The organism is Bradyrhizobium sp. 23AC, from assembly GCF_054863025.1.
In genome coordinates, this window is record NZ_JAVAYN010000026.1 from 39,810 (window position 1) to 59,273 (window position 19,464).

Annotated in this window: 20 protein-coding genes; 9 read left to right on the plus strand and 11 right to left on the minus strand. The window is 65.0% G+C overall.

All coding sequences use genetic code 11. The annotated features are described in order from the left end of the window. Positions 1-15: 15 nt before the first annotated feature. Positions 16-1,179, plus strand: a complete 1,164-nt coding sequence (locus tag RAD10_RS36960) for a PLP-dependent cysteine synthase family protein (protein ID WP_461621311.1) — start codon at positions 16-18, stop codon at positions 1,177-1,179. Between the two features lie 108 nt (positions 1,180-1,287). Then, positions 1,288-1,848: a carboxymuconolactone decarboxylase family protein gene (locus RAD10_RS36965; RefSeq protein ID WP_461621312.1), complete on the plus strand. Its 561-nt coding sequence runs from the start codon at positions 1,288-1,290 to the stop codon at positions 1,846-1,848. 16 nt (positions 1,849-1,864) lie between these two features. On the opposite strand, the gene RAD10_RS36970 is transcribed toward RAD10_RS36965, so the two are convergent. Both RAD10_RS36970 and RAD10_RS36975 read right to left on the minus strand, forming a co-directional pair. After that, positions 1,865-3,448 (minus strand): sensor domain-containing diguanylate cyclase, encoded by a 1,584-nt coding sequence (locus RAD10_RS36970; RefSeq protein ID WP_461621313.1) that lies wholly within the window; start codon positions 3,446-3,448, stop codon positions 1,865-1,867. 232 nt (positions 3,449-3,680) lie between these two features. Continuing rightward, positions 3,681-4,553, minus strand: coding sequence for a hypothetical protein (locus tag RAD10_RS36975; RefSeq protein ID WP_461621346.1), 873 nt, complete (start codon positions 4,551-4,553; stop codon positions 3,681-3,683). Positions 4,554-4,771: 218 nt separating this feature from the next. Here RAD10_RS36975 and RAD10_RS36980 point away from each other — a divergent pair, with 218 nt between their 5' ends. Next, a complete protein-coding gene (locus tag RAD10_RS36980) occupies positions 4,772-5,017 on the plus strand; it encodes a hypothetical protein (protein ID WP_091966051.1) in 246 nt (81 codons plus the stop codon). A gap of 9 nt (positions 5,018-5,026) precedes the next feature. Here RAD10_RS36980 and RAD10_RS36985 read toward each other — a convergent pair whose 3' ends face one another. Further along, positions 5,027-5,962 (minus strand): alpha/beta hydrolase, encoded by a 936-nt coding sequence (locus tag RAD10_RS36985; RefSeq protein ID WP_461621314.1) that lies wholly within the window; start codon positions 5,960-5,962, stop codon positions 5,027-5,029. A 120-nt stretch (positions 5,963-6,082) separates the two neighbouring features. Here RAD10_RS36985 and RAD10_RS36990 point away from each other — a divergent pair, with 120 nt between their 5' ends. Next, positions 6,083-6,970 (plus strand): branched-chain amino acid aminotransferase, encoded by an 888-nt coding sequence (locus RAD10_RS36990; protein WP_461621315.1) that lies wholly within the window; start codon positions 6,083-6,085, stop codon positions 6,968-6,970. Positions 6,971-7,161: 191 nt separating this feature from the next. Here RAD10_RS36990 and RAD10_RS36995 read toward each other — a convergent pair whose 3' ends face one another. Beyond that, positions 7,162-7,779, minus strand: a complete 618-nt coding sequence (locus RAD10_RS36995; protein ID WP_461621316.1) for a class I SAM-dependent methyltransferase — start codon at positions 7,777-7,779, stop codon at positions 7,162-7,164. A gap of 189 nt (positions 7,780-7,968) precedes the next feature. After that, on the minus strand, positions 7,969-8,565 hold the full coding sequence (gene phaR, locus RAD10_RS37000; RefSeq protein WP_461621317.1) for a polyhydroxyalkanoate synthesis repressor PhaR: 597 nt from the start codon (positions 8,563-8,565) through the stop codon (positions 7,969-7,971). A gap of 316 nt (positions 8,566-8,881) precedes the next feature. Here phaR and RAD10_RS37005 point away from each other — a divergent pair, with 316 nt between their 5' ends. The 3 genes from RAD10_RS37005 (at position 8,882) to yddG (ending at position 12,023) form a co-directional block, all read left to right on the plus strand. Beyond that, entirely contained in the window at positions 8,882-10,060 is a 1,179-nt protein-coding gene (locus RAD10_RS37005; protein WP_091966056.1) for an acetyl-CoA C-acetyltransferase, read from the plus strand. Positions 10,061-10,313: 253 nt separating this feature from the next. Next, on the plus strand, positions 10,314-11,039 hold the full coding sequence (gene phbB / locus RAD10_RS37010) for an acetoacetyl-CoA reductase (protein ID WP_461621318.1): 726 nt from the start codon (positions 10,314-10,316) through the stop codon (positions 11,037-11,039). Between the two features lie 114 nt (positions 11,040-11,153). Next, positions 11,154-12,023: an aromatic amino acid exporter YddG gene (yddG, locus tag RAD10_RS37015; RefSeq protein ID WP_461621319.1), complete on the plus strand. Its 870-nt coding sequence runs from the start codon at positions 11,154-11,156 to the stop codon at positions 12,021-12,023. A gap of 48 nt (positions 12,024-12,071) precedes the next feature. Here yddG and RAD10_RS37020 read toward each other — a convergent pair whose 3' ends face one another. Then, positions 12,072-12,494 (minus strand): cupin domain-containing protein, encoded by a 423-nt coding sequence (locus RAD10_RS37020; RefSeq protein WP_104465135.1) that lies wholly within the window; start codon positions 12,492-12,494, stop codon positions 12,072-12,074. 23 nt (positions 12,495-12,517) lie between these two features. Then, positions 12,518-13,285 (minus strand): hydroxyacylglutathione hydrolase, encoded by a 768-nt coding sequence (gloB, locus tag RAD10_RS37025; protein ID WP_461621320.1) that lies wholly within the window; start codon positions 13,283-13,285, stop codon positions 12,518-12,520. A gap of 108 nt (positions 13,286-13,393) precedes the next feature. Here gloB and RAD10_RS37030 point away from each other — a divergent pair, with 108 nt between their 5' ends. Then, positions 13,394-14,140 carry a methyltransferase domain-containing protein gene (locus RAD10_RS37030; RefSeq protein WP_038972812.1) on the plus strand — a complete coding sequence of 249 codons (747 nt, stop codon included), beginning with the start codon at positions 13,394-13,396 and terminating at the stop codon, positions 14,138-14,140. 93 nt (positions 14,141-14,233) lie between these two features. Here RAD10_RS37030 and RAD10_RS37035 read toward each other — a convergent pair whose 3' ends face one another. After that, positions 14,234-15,022 carry a DUF4167 domain-containing protein gene (locus tag RAD10_RS37035; protein ID WP_461621321.1) on the minus strand — a complete coding sequence of 263 codons (789 nt, stop codon included), beginning with the start codon at positions 15,020-15,022 and terminating at the stop codon, positions 14,234-14,236. Between the two features lie 462 nt (positions 15,023-15,484). Then, the gene (prmC, locus tag RAD10_RS37040) at positions 15,485-16,381 is read right to left on the minus strand and encodes a peptide chain release factor N(5)-glutamine methyltransferase (protein ID WP_091966061.1); all 897 of its coding nucleotides are present in this window, start codon (positions 16,379-16,381) and stop codon (positions 15,485-15,487) included. 90 nt (positions 16,382-16,471) lie between these two features. On the opposite strand from prmC, the gene RAD10_RS37045 reads away from it, so the two are divergent. Then, positions 16,472-16,897 carry an HIT family protein gene (locus RAD10_RS37045; RefSeq protein WP_461621322.1) on the plus strand — a complete coding sequence of 142 codons (426 nt, stop codon included), beginning with the start codon at positions 16,472-16,474 and terminating at the stop codon, positions 16,895-16,897. A 26-nt stretch (positions 16,898-16,923) separates the two neighbouring features. On the opposite strand, the gene RAD10_RS37050 is transcribed toward RAD10_RS37045, so the two are convergent. Both RAD10_RS37050 and RAD10_RS37055 read right to left on the minus strand, forming a co-directional pair. Next, entirely contained in the window at positions 16,924-17,622 is a 699-nt protein-coding gene (locus tag RAD10_RS37050) for an ABC transporter ATP-binding protein (protein ID WP_461621323.1), read from the minus strand. Further along, positions 17,619-19,457: a branched-chain amino acid ABC transporter ATP-binding protein/permease gene (locus RAD10_RS37055; RefSeq protein ID WP_461621324.1), complete on the minus strand. Its 1,839-nt coding sequence runs from the start codon at positions 19,455-19,457 to the stop codon at positions 17,619-17,621. The genes RAD10_RS37050 and RAD10_RS37055 overlap by 4 nt, the downstream gene beginning before the upstream one ends. Between the last annotated feature and the right edge of the window lie 7 nt (positions 19,458-19,464).

Here is a 19,464-nt window from a genome sequence, read left to right on the forward strand (position 1 = left end):
TGAGAGATTCGCTCGATGCATACATTTCCCTTCCGCCAGCACAATCCGGCCGGGCCGGCCTATCGGCGCGGCTGGGTCGACGAGGCCGTGGCCGCGATCGAGGCCGACCAGTGTCGCACCGCCGACACGCATCTGATCCGGCTGATCGTGCCGGCGCTATCAGGCATCGACATCTATCTTAAAGATGAGTCCACCCATCCGACCGGCAGCCTGAAGCACCGGCTGGCGCGCTCGCTGTTCCTCTACGCGCTCTGCAATGGCCACATCCGTGAAGGCACGCCGGTCGTCGAGGCGTCGTCGGGATCGACGGCGGTCTCGGAGGCCTATTTCGCGCAGATGATCGGCGTGCCTTTCTACGCCGTGATGCCGCGCACGACCTCGGCCGAGAAGATCGCCGCGATCGAGCATTATGGCGGCAATTGCCACCTGATCGACGACGGCCGCGCGCTCTATGCGGAGGCCGCCGCGCTCGCCGCGCGCCTGAACGGCCACTACATGGACCAGTTCACCTTCGCCGAGCGTGCAACGGACTGGCGCGGCAACAACAACATCGCCGAATCGATCTTCACGCAATTGCAGGGCGAGCCGCGGCCGTTGCCGGATTGGATCGTGATGGGCGCGGGCACCGGCGGCACCTCGGCCACCATCGGGCGCTATCTGCGCTACCGCCAATATCCGACGCGGCTGTGCGTCGCCGATGTCGAGCATTCCGCCTTCTTCGATTGCTTCCGCTCACAGGACCGCTCCCGTGTTTGCGACCGCCCGTCGCTGATCGAGGGCGTCGGCCGTCCGCGATGCGAGCCCTCCTTCGTGCCTGGTGTGGTCGACCGCATGATGAAGATCCCGGATGCGGCCACGATCGCGGCGATGAACGTGTTGTCGCGCCGGCTGCGTCGCCCGGTGGGCGGCTCCACGGGCACCAATTTCCTGGCGCTGTGCCGGCTTGCCTCGGAGATGCGGCAGGCGAACGCGACGGGATCGCTGGTGACGCTGATCTGCGATTCCGGCGAGCGCTATCGGCAGACCTATTACGAGCCCGAATGGCTGAAGGCGCGCGGGCTCGATCCGGCGCCGTTCGAGGCCAATTTGTCGTCGTTTCTCGCGACAGGTGAGCCGCTGACGCTCACCGTCGACGATTTCGCAAATCCCCAGAGCGCACGAAGCCCCGAGGCAACATAGTCGAATTTGTCGGAACGCCCGCCTGGCGTGCGATGTCACGGCAACTTCACTTGCGTTGCGTGCAGCTGCGGGCAAGCCTCACCCCTTCTCAACGAGGAGGTCTCCGCCGTGCGCCTTCCCATTCTCGATCCCAAGGATCTGACCGACGAGCAGAAGCCGCTCTATGACGACATGCGAGCCGGCATCAAGGACCACTTCAAGGGCTTTGTGAACATGCGCGATGACGGCGCGCTGCTCGGGCCCTGGAATCCCTGGGTCCGCGAGCCGCGCTTCGGCAAGCCGGTGTGGGAGCTGGTCAAGGCAATCGCGTCAAATCCGCTGCTGCCGGCCCCGGTGCGCGAGGTCGCCATCCTCGTCACCGGCTCGCATTTCCGCTCCGGCTACGAGCTCTATGCCCATGTGCTGGTTGCCGAGCAGCGTGGCCTGTCCGACGAAAAGCTCGCGACCATCGTCGCCGGCCAGCGGCCGGTGGATCTCACCAGGCAGGAGGCCATCGCGTATGACGTGGCGTCCGCGCTGGTCGGGGGTGGCGTGCTGCCGGAATTGACCTGGCGCGCCGCGGTGAAGGAGTTCGGCGAGCACGGCGCGGCCGAGCTGTCCTATCTCGTCGGCGTCTATTGCATGGTCTCGGTCACGCTCAACACGTTCGACGTGCCGGTACCGGACTAAAGGTCGCGTCCTTGGATCACTCCGCCGCCTTGCTTGCTGGCGGCGGAGGCGCGAAGGCGATGCAGCGGTTGCGGCCCTCGGCCTTGGCCTGGTAGAGCGCATGATCGGCCGCGCCCATGAGCGCGTCGATGCCGGACATGCTGACCGCGGCCTCGGCGATGCCGACGCTCACGGTGAGGCCGAACTGAATTTCGCCGGCGACGATTTGCGCGCTCATCACGCGTTTGCGGATGCGATCGGCGACAGTCCTCGCGCGCGACAAGCTGGTCTCGGGCAGCAGCACCGCGAACTCCTCACCGCCGATGCGGCCGACGATGTCCGACTTGCGCTTGCCGTCGAGGCACGCTGCCGCAACCGCCCTGATCGCGGCATCGCCTACGGCATGGCCGTAGCGATCGTTGACCGACTTGAAGTGGTCGATGTCGAGCATCAGCACCGAGACGGAGCGATAATAGCGCTGAAATCGACTCCATTCCGCATCGAGGTTCTCGAGGAAGTGGCGGCGGTTGTAGAGGCCGGTGAGCGGGTCGGTGGTCGCCAGCGTCTCCAGCATCGCAGCCTTTTCCGTCAGGTCGGTGATGTCGACATAGGTCAGCATGCGGCCGCCGTTCGACATCGTGGTGCAATGGGCCCTGATGCGCCTTCCGTCCGGCGTTTGCAGGTCACGCACATGGTCGCCGGCCATGACCTCTGCGACGCGCCGCGCCGGAAATCTCGCAAGCTCGTTCGTCGGAAGATTGGGCGCGCTGGCACGGTGCAGGCGTCGCACGAGCGACGAATAGGCCGGCCGGCTCCCCGCCTCGGCTTCACTGACCTCCCAGAAGCGCCGCATGCGCCGGTTCATGAAGGTGGCGTGCAGGTCGGGGTCGAGAAGCAGCACCCCGTCCTGAACATTCTCCAGCGCGTCCCGCAGCAGCTTCAGCTCGTCCGAGGCGCGCACGATGTCGGTGACGGGTGTATAGGTCAGCATGCGTCCGCCATCGGGCAGGGGCGTGACCTGTACGCGCACGACATCGCCATTGGTCCGGCGCAGATCGATCGGCGTCGGATCGCCCGCCTCGATCACACGGACGCGTTCCGCCACCAGGGCATCGAGCTCGGGGTCGGGCACCTCATAGGCGCCGGTGTCACGACCGTGATGGAGCAGCGTGAGGATGGATGGATTGCTGTCGGCGACCTCGTCAGGCAGGCGCCACATGTGACGAAATGACCGGTTGATCAGGCGCGCCCTGAGGCTGGAGTCGAGCAACACGATGCCGGTCGGCACATGATCGAGCGCGGCACGCAGCGCCAGCATCTGGCTGCGCATCAGCGCTTCCGACGAGCGCCCCCGTTCCTCGCCCGCCAGGCGCTCGACGCTGCCCGGATGCTCGAAGGCGACGCCGACCTGACGGTCCGATCGCCAGATCACGCGGCAGGTCAGGATCTCGCGCCCCGCGAGCCTGAGCTGGAAGCGCTCGGGCACCCCGAGGCCGCTCTCCATCTCGAGCGTCGCCGCCTCCTCGGTCAGCCGCCGCACGACGCAATCGATCGAGGACTGGCCGAAATTGAAGAAGATCTTCCCAGCAAGCAACGTCCGTTCCGGGACCAAATGGGACATTCGCGGCCTCTCGCGTGACTCCGGCCCAGTCTGTCGCAAGCATATTGCCGAGAGGTAACCGGATGGGCGCTCAGGCGGCAGGACCAACAAGCAGCCCATGGCCCGGGAGGGCCGCTGACGGCTAGCCGCGAATGCGAAAGTCCTTCATCGTCAATGCCGGGCTATTCCGACCGCTGTACCGATGTCCGGAAAACGGGAGATTCGGTTTACCTGCTATCCACCATGATCCCAGTCAGTTGCGGACCGCATAGAGCGGCGTTCGCAACGTCACCTGATAGGACGGCTTCGGCATCCAGGCGATTTGCGCGGTGATGCCGAACAGGCGGTTGTCGTTGTCGTCCATGCGATCGAGGTCGAGCCGCAGGAACGGCTGCGTGAAGGGCTCCGCCAGGGTCCGGCCCGCGAGCTGCGCGCCGCCGAACGACTGCATGCCGAGGCGCCCGGTGAACTTCCAGTTGCTCGGCCATTGGTAATAGCCGCCGGCATAGAGGATCGTGTTCGGCCGGATGCTGGCGACCGGGCTGGCGATGGTGGTGTAAGTGTATTGCATGCCGGCCAGCCAGCCCCGCGTCTCGTCCTCATCGAGTGCGTAGTCGAATTCAAGGATGTTGTTGAACGAATTGGTCATGCCCTGCTCGTTCGGCACCGACTGCGTCAGGGTCGATTGCAACGTGATGGTCGGGATCGTTCCGCCATTCTGCTGATAGAGGTCGGCCTGCACGCCGATGTTCCAGCTCGTGATGTCGAAGGTCGACCAGCCGCCGCCGATGTCGGTCGTCGAGCCCGACACGCCGCCGTAAAGCGAGACGCGGTCGTTGACATCGACGGTCAGCGGCAGGTCGACGGCAATCGATTTCGCAGCCGGCAAGCCGTTCGACAGCGTTGCGCCTCTGCGCACCGCCAGGGCCACGAGCGCGGCCGACAGTGACGTGTTGCCGAAGCCGAGCCCGAGCGTGCCCGCCGGAATCGTCGCATAGGTCGTGCGCAGATCAAGGTAGATGTTTGGGACCGCCGGCTTTGCCGGTGCGTCCTCCTCGGCTTCGGTGGAGAAGGCGTCGCTGGCCGATATCGTCAGACAGGCCAGTCCCATCGCGATAGCGCGCAAAGCCTGATGATGCGATGGGCTGTGATGGGACACGTGACAATCCGACGCGTGGGGACTGTGTGGCGAAATCGTGTGTGCTAGATGGAACGTGATCGCTCCCGTGGTCAAGCGCTATCCGCAAACGATGGACTGCATCGATGCGCGCGGCTACCCTGTCGTGATTGCACCGATACGCTTCGCCGGCCAGAGTGCAGGCCGGACTATGGAGGACGACAGCCATGACCACGTCACGCCGCATCCTGCTCGCCGGAATGGCGGGGCTCGCCGTCGCTCCGACCGCTGTCGCGGCCGCATCTGCGCCAGTGCCCGATGACACCACGGTTGCCGAAGAGCGCTTCGCGCGCATGATCGCCGCGGCGCATGCGCCCGACGTCACCTGCGCCCGGCAGGCCGAACGTTATGCGGACGCGCATTGGCCCGACTATGTTGTGGCAGCCAGGGCCGTTATCGATGCGCGCGCCTGATTCGCGCTCTCACCTCGCAACCGCACGCCGCACCTGCTCGCCGATCTGCGATAGCACCAGCTGCGCCTGCGGCAGGATCGCGCCCATGGCGTGGAAATTGTGAACCATGCCGTCGTGGCAGACATGCTCGACGGCGACGCCCGCGGCGAGCAGCTTGCGGGCATAGGCATTGCCTTCATCGCGCATCGGATCGTACTCGGCCGTGTGGATGATCGCGGTCGGCAGACCGGTGAGCCGTGTTGCCCGCAAGGGAGAAACGCGGGGGTCGGCGGTGTCGATACCGTCAGGCAGATAGTCGGAGAGATCGGCCTCGATCGTGACGCGGTCGATCAGATGGCCCTCTGCAAAGGCCTCGCGTGAGGGCGAGGTTTCCTCGAAATCCAGCACCGGGCAGATCAGGCATTGCGCAGCGATGGCGAGACCCGCGGTCTGCGCCGCTTCCTGGCACACGATCGCCGCGAGCGTTGCACCCGCGGAATCGCCGCCGACGACCAGACGGTCCGCATCGATGCCGAGCGATGCGGCCTCGCGCGCGACCCATTCTGTGGCGGCAATCGCGTCATCGACGGCGGCAGGGAATTTGTGCTCCGGCGCGAGCCGGTAGTCGACCGAGACGAGGCGGCAGCCGGTGGCATGCGCCAGCGCCGCCGCGATGCGATCATGCGTGGCAATGCCGCCGGCGACGAGGCCGCCGCCATGGAAGAAAACGAAGCCCGGCGCACGCTCATCGGCATTTGCGGGCGTGTAGAGCCGATAGGGCAGTTCGCTGGCGCGGCCGGGCAGCATCCCGTCGCGCGCCGTCACATCCGGCGCATCGGTGCGTGCGAACTGCATCAGCTTCGCCAGCGATTGCCGCCGCGCCTCCACGCTCGGCCAGCCCCTCGCCCGCGGCCCAGCCGCAGCCATCATGGTCAACAAGCGCTTTGCGAGCGGATCGAGCGACATGCTGCCTCCTTCTTCCCGTGGCAGGAGAGGGTAGCCCACCACTTCCGCGCAGGGAATCATTTAGATGTTGCGTCCAATAGTGGCGCTATAATGCGGCAGCACGCCAAGGGGAGGCCTGATATGGCCGAGATCAGGAAGCCGATCGAATATTCGCCGAGCTGGACCTTCTTCGAAGGTAAATGGCACGACGGCAATGTGCCGATCATGGGCCCGCGCACGCATGCGGCCTGGCTCGGCTCGATCGTGTTCGACGGTGCACGCGCGTTCGAGGGTGTTGCGCCCGATCTCGATCGTCACGTCGCCCGCGCCAATCAATCCGCGATCAATTTTGGCCTGAAGCCGGTGGTCGATGCCGGCACCTGGCTCACGCTCGCAACCGAAGGCATTGCCCGCTTTGCGGCCAATGCCGAGCTCTACGTCCGTCCGATGTATTGGGCGCAGAACGGCTCGGGCGGCGGCGTGCTGTTCGACCCAGAGACCACCAATTGGTGCCTGTGCATCTACGAGGCGCCGATGCCCAAACCCGTCGGCAACGCCATCACCCTGTCGCCATTCCGCAGGCCGACCGCCGAATGCGCTCCGGTCGAGGCGAAGGCCGCCTGCCTCTACCCCAACAATTCGCGCGCGCTCGCGGAAGCCGCCTCGCGCGGCTTCCAGAACGCGCTGATGCTCGACATGCTCGGCAACGTCGCGGAGTTCGGCAATTCCAACGTGTTCATGGCCAAGGACGGCGTGGTCTATACGCCGGTGCCGAACGGCACATTCCTCAACGGCATCACGCGCCAGCGCGTCATCACCCTGCTTCGCGGCGACGGCGTCACCGTGGTCGAGAAGACGCTGCGCTATGCCGACTTCCTGGCTGCGGACGAGATCTTCTCCACCGGCAATTTCGCCAAGGTCGCCCCGGTGATCCGCATCGACGAGCGCGAGCTGAAGCCGGGCCCGTTCTACGCCAAAGCGCGTAAGCTCTATTGGGACTTTGCGCATGCGGTGAAGTTGGCGGCGTAGCTGCCATTGATTCCGCTGTCATCGCCCGACCTGATCGGGCGATCCAGTATTCCAGAGCCAGTTGTGATTTCTCGATAAGCCGCGGCGTACTGGATGCCCCGGTCCCGGCTCCGCTAGGCTGCGCCGGGCCCACAAGAGCGCTCGGCCGGCGAAGCTCAGCGAAGACGGCAAGCCGGGGCATGACACCCTTTCTAAGGGCTTCGCTTAAACCGGCTGAACTGAAACGCCTGCGTCGAATTCCACGGCGTATGATGCGTCTCGCTGCGCGTCTCGACCAGCTCGAAATCCGGCCCGAGCTCCGCAGCAAGGCTGGCGCTGTCATGGCGTTGCACCGGCAAGCCGCTGCATTTCTCCGGACCATCGGGCGCAAAGGTCGCGATGATGATCTGGCCGCCAGGCGCAATCGCGGATCGCAGGCGCTCGACGTAAGCCGCCCTGTCGCGGGGTTCGGTCAGGAAGTGAAAGGCCGCGCGGTCGTGCCACACATCGTAAGTCCTGGCCGGCCGCCAAGTCGTGGCGTCGGCGACGATCCAGTCGACCGCCGAAGAGGCCTGACCGATTCGCGTCTTCGCCACGTCGAGCGCGTTGGCGGAGAGGTCCAGCACGGTGAGATCGCGATATCCGTCTTGAAGAAGAGCATCGACCAGCCGCGAAGCGCCCCCGCCGATATCGATGATCGCCGCGTCGTGATCCGGATTGGCCGCGCGGATCATGTCGTGCGAGATCGTCGGGCTGTCCTGAAACCAGCTGACCTCGGCCTCGCCCTTGGTGGCGTAGACGTTGTCCCAATGCATGGTGCGATCGGACATGGCGCGCTCCGTGCGTGTCAAGCCGTCATCCTGAGGCGCCGGAGCGGAGCGGAGGCCTCCAGCGACAACGGCTTCGCCGTTGCGCGGGGATGACGGGGCTAAAGCCGGTGAGGAAGAAATGGTAGGCGCGCGCGAAATTGCCAATCGCGCGCCCGCCGCGGGCGGACGCGCCGGTCGGCGCGAAAGGTCCTACTCGTCCTTCTTCGACATGCGCTCGAGGCGCTCCTGCATGTCCTTCATCTGCTGGCGCAGATCGTCGATGTTGGTGTCCTTCGGCGCCTCGGCGTTCGCGTCGGGCTCCGGCTCCGCGCTGGTCGCCGGGCGGCCCGCATTGGGAGCAAACGGCTTGAACATCGAGAATGTCTGCTGGAACAGCTCCATGTTACGGCGGACTTGTTCTTCCAGAGGAGCAAAAGGAGTGCCGGACAGGGTGTTGGCGATCTGCTTGCGGAACTTCTCTTGCTCCTGGGTCAGGGTCGCGATCGACTGCTCCAGATATTTCGGCACCACCATCTGCATGCTGTCGCCGTAGAAGCGGATGAGCTGGCGCAGGAAGGTGGTCGGGAGCAGGTTCTGGCCGGCCTTGTTCTCCTGCTCGAAGATGATCTGGGCGAGCACGGAGCGGGTGATGTCGTCGCCGGTCTTGGCGTCATAGACCAGGAAATCTTCGCCATCCTTGACCATCGCGGCGAGGTCTTCCAGCGTCACGTAGGTACTCGTTCCGGTGTTATAGAGCCGGCGGTTCGCGTATTTCTTGATGGTTGTGGGTTGGTCTGATTTCGCCATGGGCTCTCACTTGCAAGCACGGAGAACGGGAACCCAGCGGGCTATGCCGCAGGGCGGGAAGAGTACGCAACGCAACAAAATAAGCATTTTCAAAGGGCTCACGCTACCGTTTTGTGCGGCACGGTTAATCGCAGAGCAAAATCTTGCTTGCGAAAGCGCCAAGAACGCTATTTTGAATGCGCTGCGGCATGAATTCGGTCGCCGGCCGATTGACATGCCTCAACGACGTTAACAGGATGGCTGACGAGACTGGCGAGCCGTTTTCTCAAAGCCCCGCCTGCCCCCTTTCAAGAACCTCAAGCCTCAGGAGATGCCCATGTCAGACGATGTCGTCATCGTCAGCGCCGCCCGCACCCCGGTCGGAAGCTTCAACGGAGCGTTCGCGACCCTTCCCGCCCACGATCTCGGCGCCATCGCCATCAAGGCCGCGCTGGAGCGCGGTGGCATCGAGCCCGGCCGGGTCTCGGAAGTCATCATGGGTCAGATCCTGACCGCCGCCCAGGGTCAGAACCCGGCCCGCCAGGCCTCGATCGCCGCCGGAATTCCGGTGGAGAGCCCGGCCTGGGGCGTCAACCAGCTTTGCGGCTCGGGCCTGCGCACGGTCGCGCTCGGCTACCAGGCGCTGCTCAACGGCGATTCCGAAATCGTGGTCGCCGGTGGCCAGGAATCAATGAGCATGGCCCCGCACGCCCAGTATCTGCGTGGCGGCGTCAAGATGGGTGCCGTCGAGTTCGTCGACACCATGATCAAGGACGGCCTGTGGGATGCCTTCAACGGCTACCACATGGGCAACACCGCCGAGAACGTCGCACGGCAGTGGCAGATCACCCGCGCCCAGCAGGACGAGTTCGCGGTCGCCTCGCAGCAGAAGGCCGAAGCGGCCCAGAAGGCCGGCAAGTTCAACGACGAGATCGTTCCCGTCACCATCAAGACCCGCAAGGGCGACATCGTCGTCAGCGCCGACGAATATCCGCGTCATGGCGCCACGCTCGACGGCATGGCCAAGCTCAAGCCCGCCTTTGAAAAGGACGGTACGGTCACCGCGGGCTCGGCATCCGGCATCAATGACGGCGCCGCCGCCGTGGTGCTGATGACCGCCAAGCAGGCCGCCAAGGAAGGCAAGAAGCCGCTCGCGCGGATCGTGTCCTGGGCGCAGGCCGGCGTCGATCCGAAAATCATGGGTTCGGGCCCGATCCCGGCCTCGCGCGCCGCGCTGAAGAAGGCCGGCTGGAATGTCGGCGATCTCGACCTGATCGAGGCCAACGAGGCCTTCGCGGCGCAAGCCTGCGCCGTCAACAAGGATCTCGGCTGGGATACCTCCAAGGTCAACGTCAACGGCGGCGCGATCGCGATCGGTCATCCGGTCGGCGCGTCCGGCGCACGCGTGCTGGTGACGCTGCTGCACGAGATGCAGAAGCGCGATTCGAAGAAGGGCCTCGCCACGCTGTGCATCGGCGGCGGCATGGGCATCGCGATGTGCATCGCGCGCGACTGAAGATAGCTGACATGCAGCTTACGCGCAGTTTGCGCGTGCGCTGCACACGTCAGTGAGTGCGTTGCACGCGACTAAAAAGGCAGCGGTTGCAAATCAAATATTCTTCGCAATCTTGCAGGCCTCGACTAAATACAAACGCCCGGCTCAACGCCGGGCGTTTTGTTCTTGATGTCCGTCAAACCAACCGCATAATCCAACGTTAAAAAACAATCGCTTCAGAAACGTCCGAAGAGTCCAAGGGAAGGAATACGACATGGCACGTGTTGCATTGGTCACGGGTGGTACGCGGGGCATCGGTGCTGCGATCAGCAAGGCACTGAAGGCGGCGGGATACAAGGTTGCGGCGAGCTACGCCGGCAACGATACGGCGGCGGAGAAGTTCAAGGCCGAGACCGGCATCGCCGTCTACAAATGGGACGTCAGCAGTTTCGATGCCTGCGCCGAGGGCGTGAAAAAGGTCGAGGCCGATCTCGGGCCGGTCGAGGTGCTCGTCAACAATGCCGGCATCACCCGCGACACCGCCTTCCACAAGATGACGCTGGAGCAGTGGAACGCGGTCATCAACACCAATCTCGGCTCGCTGTTCAACATGACGCGTCCGGTCATCGAGGGCATGCGTGCGCGCAAGTTCGGCCGCATCATCTCGATCTCGTCGATCAACGGCCAGAAGGGGCAGTTTGGTCAGGTCAACTATTCCGCGGCGAAGGCCGGCGACATCGGCTTCACCAAGGCGCTCGCGCTGGAGAATGCCAAGGGCGGCATTACCGTCAATGCGATCTGCCCCGGCTACATCAACACCGAAATGGTGCAGGCGGTGCCGAAGGACGTTCTGGAGAAGAACGTGATCCCGCAGATCCCGGTCAGCCGGCTCGGCGAGCCCGAGGAGATCGCCCGGGCGGTCGTGTTCCTGGCGGCCGACGAGGCCGGTTTCATCACGGGCTCGACGATGACAATCAATGGCGGCCAATATCAGGCCTGATAGGACGACAAGCCTTCAGGTCAAAAGCCTGTAGCTTCAGGCGCGACAAGGCGATAGTGAAGACGACAATGCCCGGCCTCGTGCCGGGCATCGTTGTCCTCAGAGCCTTCGTCAATGACCCCGCGCACAGCCACGCTGATCGGATTGACCGCGATCCTGATGTGGTCGCTGCTGTCGGTGATGACGGTGGCGACCGGAACGATCCCGGCGTTCCAGCTCGCCGCGATGACCTTCGCGATCGGCGGCCTGGTCGGCCTGCTCACCTGGATCGGCCGCGGCGAGGCGGCGAAGAGCCTGCGTCAGCCGCTGGTCGTCTGGGCTGTCGGCGTCGGCGGCCTGTTCGGCTATCACGCGCTGTATTTCCTCGCGCTGCGCTTCGCGCCGCCAGCCGAAGCCGGCTTGCTGAATTATCTGTGGCCGCTGCTGATCGTGCTGTTCTCGTCCTTCCTGCCGGGCGAGCGGCTCGCCCTCCATCACATCGTTGGCGCGATGCTCGGCCTCGTCGGCACCGTGCTGCTGTTCGCCGGCAACACCTCCGGCTTCGCGGCGGGGCAGATGCCGGGATTGGCCGCGGCCTTCATCGCCGCGTTCGTCTGGGCGGCCTATTCGGTGCTGTCGCGCCGGCTCAAGGCCGTGCCGACCGATGCGGTCGCCGGATTCTGTCTGGCCACCGCCGTGCTTGCCGCGCTGATGCATGGCCTGCTCGAGACCACCGTCTGGCCGGAGACCACGCTGCAATGGCTCTCGGTGATCGCGCTCGGCATCGGTCCCGTCGGTGCCGCGTTCTACGCCTGGGACATCGGCATGAAGCGGGGCGACATCCGTGTGCTCGGCGCCGCTTCCTACGCGACGCCGCTGCTCTCGACCGGCTTCCTCATCGCCGCCGGTTTTGCCAAAGCCAGCGCCAACATCGCGATTGCTGCGATCCTGATTGCCGGCGGCGGTTTGATCGCCGCGAAGGATATGGTGCTGCGGAAACGATGATCATTCCTGGCTCGATGCTGCATGCGATGCCCGAAATGACAGTTGACCCTACGGCTCCCAGCCCTGTGGTGCGAGCTCGAAGCCTGCGAATTCGAATGCCGGGGCTACGGTGCAGCCGACCAGCGTCCACTCGCCCGTCGTCTCCGCGGACTGCCAGGCCTGCGCCGGCACGATCGCCTGCGGCCGGTCTCCATTCGCAAGGTCACTGCCGAGCCGCACCTGGTGCTGCGAGCAGCCGTCGTGGGCGATGCGCAGCATCAAGGGACTACCGGCGTAATAGTGCCATGTCTCGACCGCATCGACGCGATGCCAGTGCGAACGCTCGCCGCGTGCCAGCAGGAAGTAGATCAGGGTCGAGCGCGAACGCCCGTTGGCGTCCGTGGTCTGGTCGCGAAACGTCTCGCGATAGTGGCCGCCCTCGGGATGCGGACGGAGTTCGAGGCGCGCGATGATTTCGGCTGCAGTCGGCATCGATTCCCGTCGGGACTTGTTCTTCAGGACTTGTTTTTGCGCTCGCGCAGCTCGCCGAACACTGCGGCGGCATCCGCGCCCTTCATGTGCAGCCTCGCCGCGACCTGTGGCTCATCGGCGCGCAGGAACACGTTGGCCCGCTTCTCGTCGCCAAGCAGCGTGGGAATGGTTGGCTTGTTCTCGGCCCGGAGCCTCGTCACCTCCGCCGCGCGCGCCTGGAGCGCCGCATTGTCGGGATCGACGGTGAGCGCGAACTTGACGTTGGAGGCCGTGTATTCGTGGCCGCAATAGAGCTTGAAGTCGTCGGGCAGGGCACGCAGCTTCAGAAGCGAATCCCACATCATCGGATAGGTGCCCTCGAACACGCGGCCGCAGCCGATCGAGAACAGCGTGTCGGCGGCGAACACCGTCTTCTCGGTGTCGAACACGTAGGAGATGTGGTCGAGCGTGTGGCCGGGCGTCTCCAGGACGCGCGCCAGCAAATTGCCGATCTTGATCACGTCGGCATTGGCAACACGCAGATCGACGTCCGCAATTTTCGTGGTCTTGTCGTGCGGCGCGACGACGCGGCATTTGTATTTCTGCTTGAGTTCGGCGACCCCGCCGACATGATCGCCGTGATGATGGGTGATCAGGATGTCTGTGAGCTGCCAGCCCTCGCGCTCCAGCGCCGCCAGGATGGGGCCGGCCTCAGGCGCGTCGATCGACGCCGTCGCCTTGGTTTCCACATCGTGGATCAGATAGCCGAAATTGTCGTTTAAACAGGTGAAAGTACGAATTTCGGCGGCCATGTCATCTCCATCGGGCTCAGCCCCGCCAGACAAATATGGCGTTAACGTTGCGCAGGCAATGCAATATTCCGCGCGCGGCCGCGGTCTCGCGCATGTTACATTGCCGTCATGACCATCGACGTCGTCGACCTCCGCGAGTTCTATTCCCGCCGCCTCGGGATCGTGGCGCGGCAAATGATCAATCGCGGCATCAGGGAACGCTGGCCGAGGGCGGAGGGCCACCGCGTGCTCGGCCTCGGCTATCCCACCCCCTATCTGGGGTTGTTCCGCGAAGACGCCGAGCGCTGCCTCGCCTTCATGCCGGCGGCCCAGGGCGTCCTGAAATGGCCGACGGGACGGCCGGCGCTGGCCTCGCTGGTCGACGAATTCTCGCTGCCGCTCCCCGACGCCGCGGTCGACCGCATCCTGCTGGTCCACGCGCTGGAGATGTCGGACGATCCGGCCGCGCTGCTGCGCGAGGTCTGGCGCGTGCTGTCGCCGTCCGGGCGCGTGATCGCGGTGATCCCGAACCGGCGCGGGGTGTGGACCCGCACTGACAGCACGCCATTCGGCCACGGCCGGCCCTATTCGCGCTCGCAGATCACCGATCTGCTGCGCCAGACCTGGTTCACGCCGACCGCCTGGGGCGAGGCGCTGTTCATGCCGCCCTACGCCGGCGGCTGGGTGCTGAAATCGGCGCAGATGTGGGAGCGCGCCGGTGCGGCACTGTCGCTGCCCTTTGCCGGCGTCCATATCGTGGAGGCGACCAAGCAGGTCTACCGCGCGATCCCCGCCAAGCGCGAGCGGGCGCGGCTGATTCCGTCGCTCGCGAAGCCCGTGCTGGTGCCATCCTCGACGACGGTGACGCGCAGCTAGGTCACAAGCGTTGCCGCGACAGATGGTCGTCAAAAACAAATCGTCCCGGCAAGGCCGGGACGATTCCAGATCAGTTGATCAGAAGAAGCTCACTTACTCGCTGGGCGCGAGATCATCGCCGGATGCGGCCGGAGCTGCTTCGCGCTCGGGGCGCGGGCCATGCGGCCGGCGCCGCCGGCGCGGGAAGCGTTCGCCACCGCCGGCTCCGCCCTCGAAACCGGCCTGGCCGCCGTTCGCGCCGCCATTCGCCTGCGGTTGTGCGCCGGTGATGAAGGAGGGCAGGCGATCGACGCTGCCGGTGTCGGTGACGACGGGCTGCGGCTGATTCTGCGGTTGCGGCTGGGGCTGATATTGCGGCTGCGAGCGATGGTCGCGCTCGCGGTGCTCGCGCGGTTGCTGCTGATCGCGCTGATAGGGCTGGTTGTCGCGCTGCTGATGATCACGCTGGTGATGATCGCGCTGGCCGTCGCGGTCGCGCGCGAAGGGCTGCTGCTGTTGCGGCTGCGGGACGAAACCCGGCTCTTGGCCGAAATTCGAGAAATTCTCGCCGTCGTCCTCGCCGTCGTCGCTGTTGCTGCTGATCGGCTCGTCACCGCGCGGCTGCTGGTTCTGGCGGAACTGTTCCTGGGCCGCGGCGATCAGGCGGAAATAATGCTCGGCGTGCTGGTAGTAGTTCTCGGCTGCAACGGGGTCGCCGGAAGAGCGCGCGTCGCGTGCGAGCTGGAGATACTTTTCAGCGATGTGCGAGGCGGTGCCGCGGATCTTGATGTCGGGTCCGTTGGACTCGTAGACCCGGGTCATCGGGTTCTGGCTGCGCCGGTTGTTGTTGTTATTGTTATTGTTGCGGTTGCGCATCCGCTGCTTGTTCTGACCGTTTCTCATGTCCTGCCTTTAATTCCAGCCCTAAACGTTGCACGCATTACTTGATTGCTAGGAGTGACCTGGTGACAGCGGTTCACATCGCTCGCGCGCACCGCGCGCAAGAGCGGATCGAACCCTGCCGATGTTCGTCGACCGTCGCGTTCAACAAGGACGCGTTCCCCACCCGCCAGCACTGATCGCCAGCGAACCCATTCATTTTGCCTGCCGAAACAAGCCCAGCTGTGTTGCGTAAGTCTTCAAGCGCAATATCAGGCTTTCGTTCACTTTGCGGTCGGAGAGCAGCGCAGCTCCACTGGCTATCGCGCTTCACAGGACCTGCGGCTTGGAACCTTTATCAGTAAAGCTCTCGCCCGAGAGCCCGGCTTTCGCCCGTAGGTCTACGGGGCCGGCACCGATGTGTTGATCGGAACGTAGTCGTTCCCAAGGGATATTCCAAGAGCTTTTTGCAAGCCAATCCGGCTTTTATGGGGGCATTTTTCGGGCCGAAACGGCCCGCGGAATGCCCGCCAGGTCGGCCTTGGGTGGCCTGTCCACCGTTAACGCGCCAGCTATCATCAAGGTTTCAATATTTCTGGCCTGCCCCTGTCCGGCCTCGACGATCAGCGCTCCGCCGGGGGCGAGACGCTCGGCGGCCTGCGGGATCAGAGCGCGATAGGCGTCATATCCGTCATTGCCGCCGTCGAGCGCCAGATGCGGATCGTGGTCGCGCACCTCGATGCTCAGTCTCGGAATTTCGGCGGAGGGAATGTAGGGCGGGTTCGAAACGATGAGGTCAAACGGGCCGCGCAGCGCCGTAAGATAGGAGCAGGCGACGAAGCCGGCGCGGCCGGCGAGGCCGAGGGCGGCCGCATTGTCGCGCGCCGTATCGAGCGCCGTCAGGCTGACATCGGTACCGACGCCAAACGCGTCGGGAATCTCCCACAGCAATGCGAGCAGGATGGCGCCCGATCCGACACCGATATCGGCGATTCGCGGGCGCCGCCCCGAAATCGCCAGCCCACGGAAGATCTCGAGCGCCAATTCGACGACGGTCTCGGTGTCCGGCCGCGGTACCAGCGTCGCCTCGGACAACCGCAATGGCATGCCCCAGAAGTCTCGCACGCCCAGAATGCGGGCGACCGGCTCATGCGCGAGCCGGCGCTGCGCGTATTGTTCGAGCTGCGTGGTCTCCTCAGGCGTGAGTTGTCGCGATGCCTGCGTCACCATGCCGGTCAGATCGAGCTCCAGCGCGGCGCCGACGAGCAGGCGCGCATCGAGGGCCGCCTCCTCGATGCCGGCCGCTTGCAGCCGTGCCGCAAGCGCGCGCCGCGCACTCTCGACGTTATGTCCGGGATCGATATTTGTCGCCAATGGAGCCATCCTGCCTGCCATCGTGGATAGATCGGCCGGCTCGCTTGCGTCAACGGAAAGGAGCACGTTTGATCGCGCCTCGCAGTGACGGAGGGGTCCATGGCGGCCTATGACGATCAGAACGTCTTTGCAAAGATCCTGCGCGGCGAGATTCCCTGCTTCGAGGTTTTCAGGGACGACCGCAGTCTGGCCTTCCTCGACATCATGCCGCGCGCGCCCGGGCACACGCTGGTGATTCCGCGGGCGCCGGCGCGCGGCATCCTGGATATTGCGGAGGACGATCTGGCCGCGGTCGCCCGGACGGCCAAGCGAATCGCGATTGCGGCAATGAAGGCGTTTGACGCGGAGGGTATCATCCTCCAGCAGTTCAGCGAGCCGGCCAGCGGGCAGGTGGTCCTGCACCTTCACATGCACGTCATGCCTGTCAGGGCCGGCATCGATCTCTTGCCGGCGCAGACCCGCAAGGAAGATATGGCTGTGCTCGCCGATCACGCCAAACGGATGATCGCGGCGCTTGGCGGCTGAACCTGACAGCCGAGATCGGCGGGCGGCTAGACGCCGAGATAGCGCTGCAGCAGCTCCGGCTGGGCCTTGAGCTCCTGCGCCGGACCCTCGTGCACGATATGACCGTTGTTGATGATGTAGATCCGGTTCGCCAGCGCCAGCGTCGCCGCCAAATTCTGCTCGACCAGCACGATGGTCTGGCCGGCCGCCGCCAGCTCGCGGCAGGCCTTGACGAGATCGTGGACAATGACGGGCGCGAGCCCCTCGAACGGCTCGTCCAGCAGCACGATCTTGGGATCGCGCACCAGCGCCCGCGCGATCGCGAGCATCTGCTGCTCGCCGCCGGAGAGCTCGGTGCCGCGGTTGTTGCGCCGCTCCTTCAGCCGCGGAAACATCTCGTAGATGCGGTCGAGCGGCCAGCGCTTCGGCGCGGTGAACCCGGCAAGGACGATGTTTTCCTCCACCGACAGGCTGCCGAAGATACGGCGCTCCTCGTGCACGAGCTGCATGCCCGCCTGCGCGATTCTGTGGCTCCTGCGTCCGGCGATGTCGATGCCGTCGAACTTCACGCTGCCGCTGCGCGGCGTCACGACGCCCATCAGGCTCTTCAGCGTCGTGCTCTTGCCGGCGCCGTTGCGGCCGAGCAGCGCCACCACCTCGTGACGTTCGACGTGCATGGCGACGTCGAACAGGATGTGGGAATCCCCGTAATAGCTGTTCAGGCCGTTGACCTCGATCAGGCTCATGCGGCGATCTCCCCGTGCACGCCGCCGAGATAGGCCTCCTGCACCGCGGCGTTGGTCCGGATTTCCTCCGGCGTGCCGTCGAGCAGCACCTTGCCCTCCTGAAGCACCGTCACGCGCTCGACCAGCTCGAACAGCGAATCCATGTCGTGGTCGATGATGATCATGGTGCGGCCGCGCGCGATCGATTTGAGCAACTTGACGGTCTCGACCCGCTCGCGCGGGCTCATGCCCGCGAGCGGCTCGTCGAGCAGCAGCAGGCGCGGCGAGGTCGCTAGCGCGAGCCCGATCTCGAGCCGGCGCTTCTCGCCATAAGCGAGTTCGGCGACCGGCGTGTCGGCGCGGCGGGTCAGATTGACCAAAGCGAGCGTATGCTCCACCTGCTCCGTCAGGCCTTTGACGCTGGAGAGCTTGCGGAAGAGATCGAGGCGAAACTTGCCGCGCAGCTCGGCGAGCGCGGCGATCGTCAGGTTCTGCCGCACCGTCAGCCCGGTGAAGAGCTGGTTGACCTGGTAGCTCTTGGTGAGCCCGAGCTGGCAAACCTCGGTGACCTTCAATCCCGTGATGTCGCGCCCCTCGAATACGATCTGGCCGGAGGTCGGCGCGATCTCGCAGGTCAGCATCTTGAAGAAGGTCGATTTGCCGGCGCCGTTGGGGCCGATGATGCCGCGCAGCTCGCCTTGATTGACGCTGAAATCGATGTCGCTGTTGGCGACGAGGCCGCCATAACGCTTGGTGAGACCGGTGGCTTTCAGGATGGCCCCGGAATAGGCGGGGTGCGCGACCTCCTTGGCCTGCATCGGCGCGGGCGCTAGGTGCAGTGTCGTCTCAGTGTCCGGCTCGGCCTCCGTATCGTTCCGCTTACGCCTGCCGGAGAGAAGGCGATAAAGATCCGCAAGACCGCCGATGATGCCGCCGCGCAGGAAGCAGACCAGCAGCACGAACACGACGCCAAGCACCAGCTTCCAGGCGGCACCTAAGCCAAGCGCGGATTGGAGGAAATCCTGGAGGAACAGCCAGACGGTCGCGCCGACCAGCGGCCCAAATAGCGTGCCTCGGCCGCCAATGGCGGTCTGCATCACGAGCTGGCCGGACGTGTCGAAGGTGAAGGCGTCCGGCGGCATGAAGGCCTGGAGCACGCCGAGCAGGCCGCCGGCGAAACCGGCGTAAGCGGCTGCGATCACGAAGGCCGTCAGCTTGTAGCCGTGGATGTTGTGGCCGACCGCGGTGGCGCGCAGCGGATTGTCCCGGATCGCGCTGAAAATGGCGCCGACCGGCGAGCGCACGATCCTGAGTGCGATGATGACGCCGATGAAATAGCACAGCGCGATGAACTGGTAGAGCGACCAGCCGTTGGTGAAGTGGACGGTGGTGAAGCCGAGATCGAAGCTCGGCGTCGGCACGCCCGGCAGGCCGTTCTCGCCGCCGGTGAAATCCGACAGTGGATTGAACTCGACAAAGAAGAACACTTCCGCGATCGCGACCGTGATCATGGCGAAATAGATGCCGGTGCGGCGGAGCGCGATCAGGCCGATCAGATAGCCGGTCGCGGCGGCCGCGATCATGCCGATGATCAGCGCGCCCAGCACGTTGCCGAAGCCGGCGCGGGTCAGGAGGTAGGCGGCGACGAAGCCGCCGGTGCCGTAGAAGGCGGACTGGCCGAACGACAACAGGCCGGTGAAGCCGAACAGGATGTCGAAGCCGAGGCCGAACAGGCCCCAGACCAGGATCCGGTTCACGGTGTTGGGCGCGAAGCCGAGATGGGGCAGCACGAAGGGAGCCACGATCAGGCCGATGGCCGTCAGTGTCTCGATCAGGAAGGGGCGTTGCTTGAGCATCAGGAGA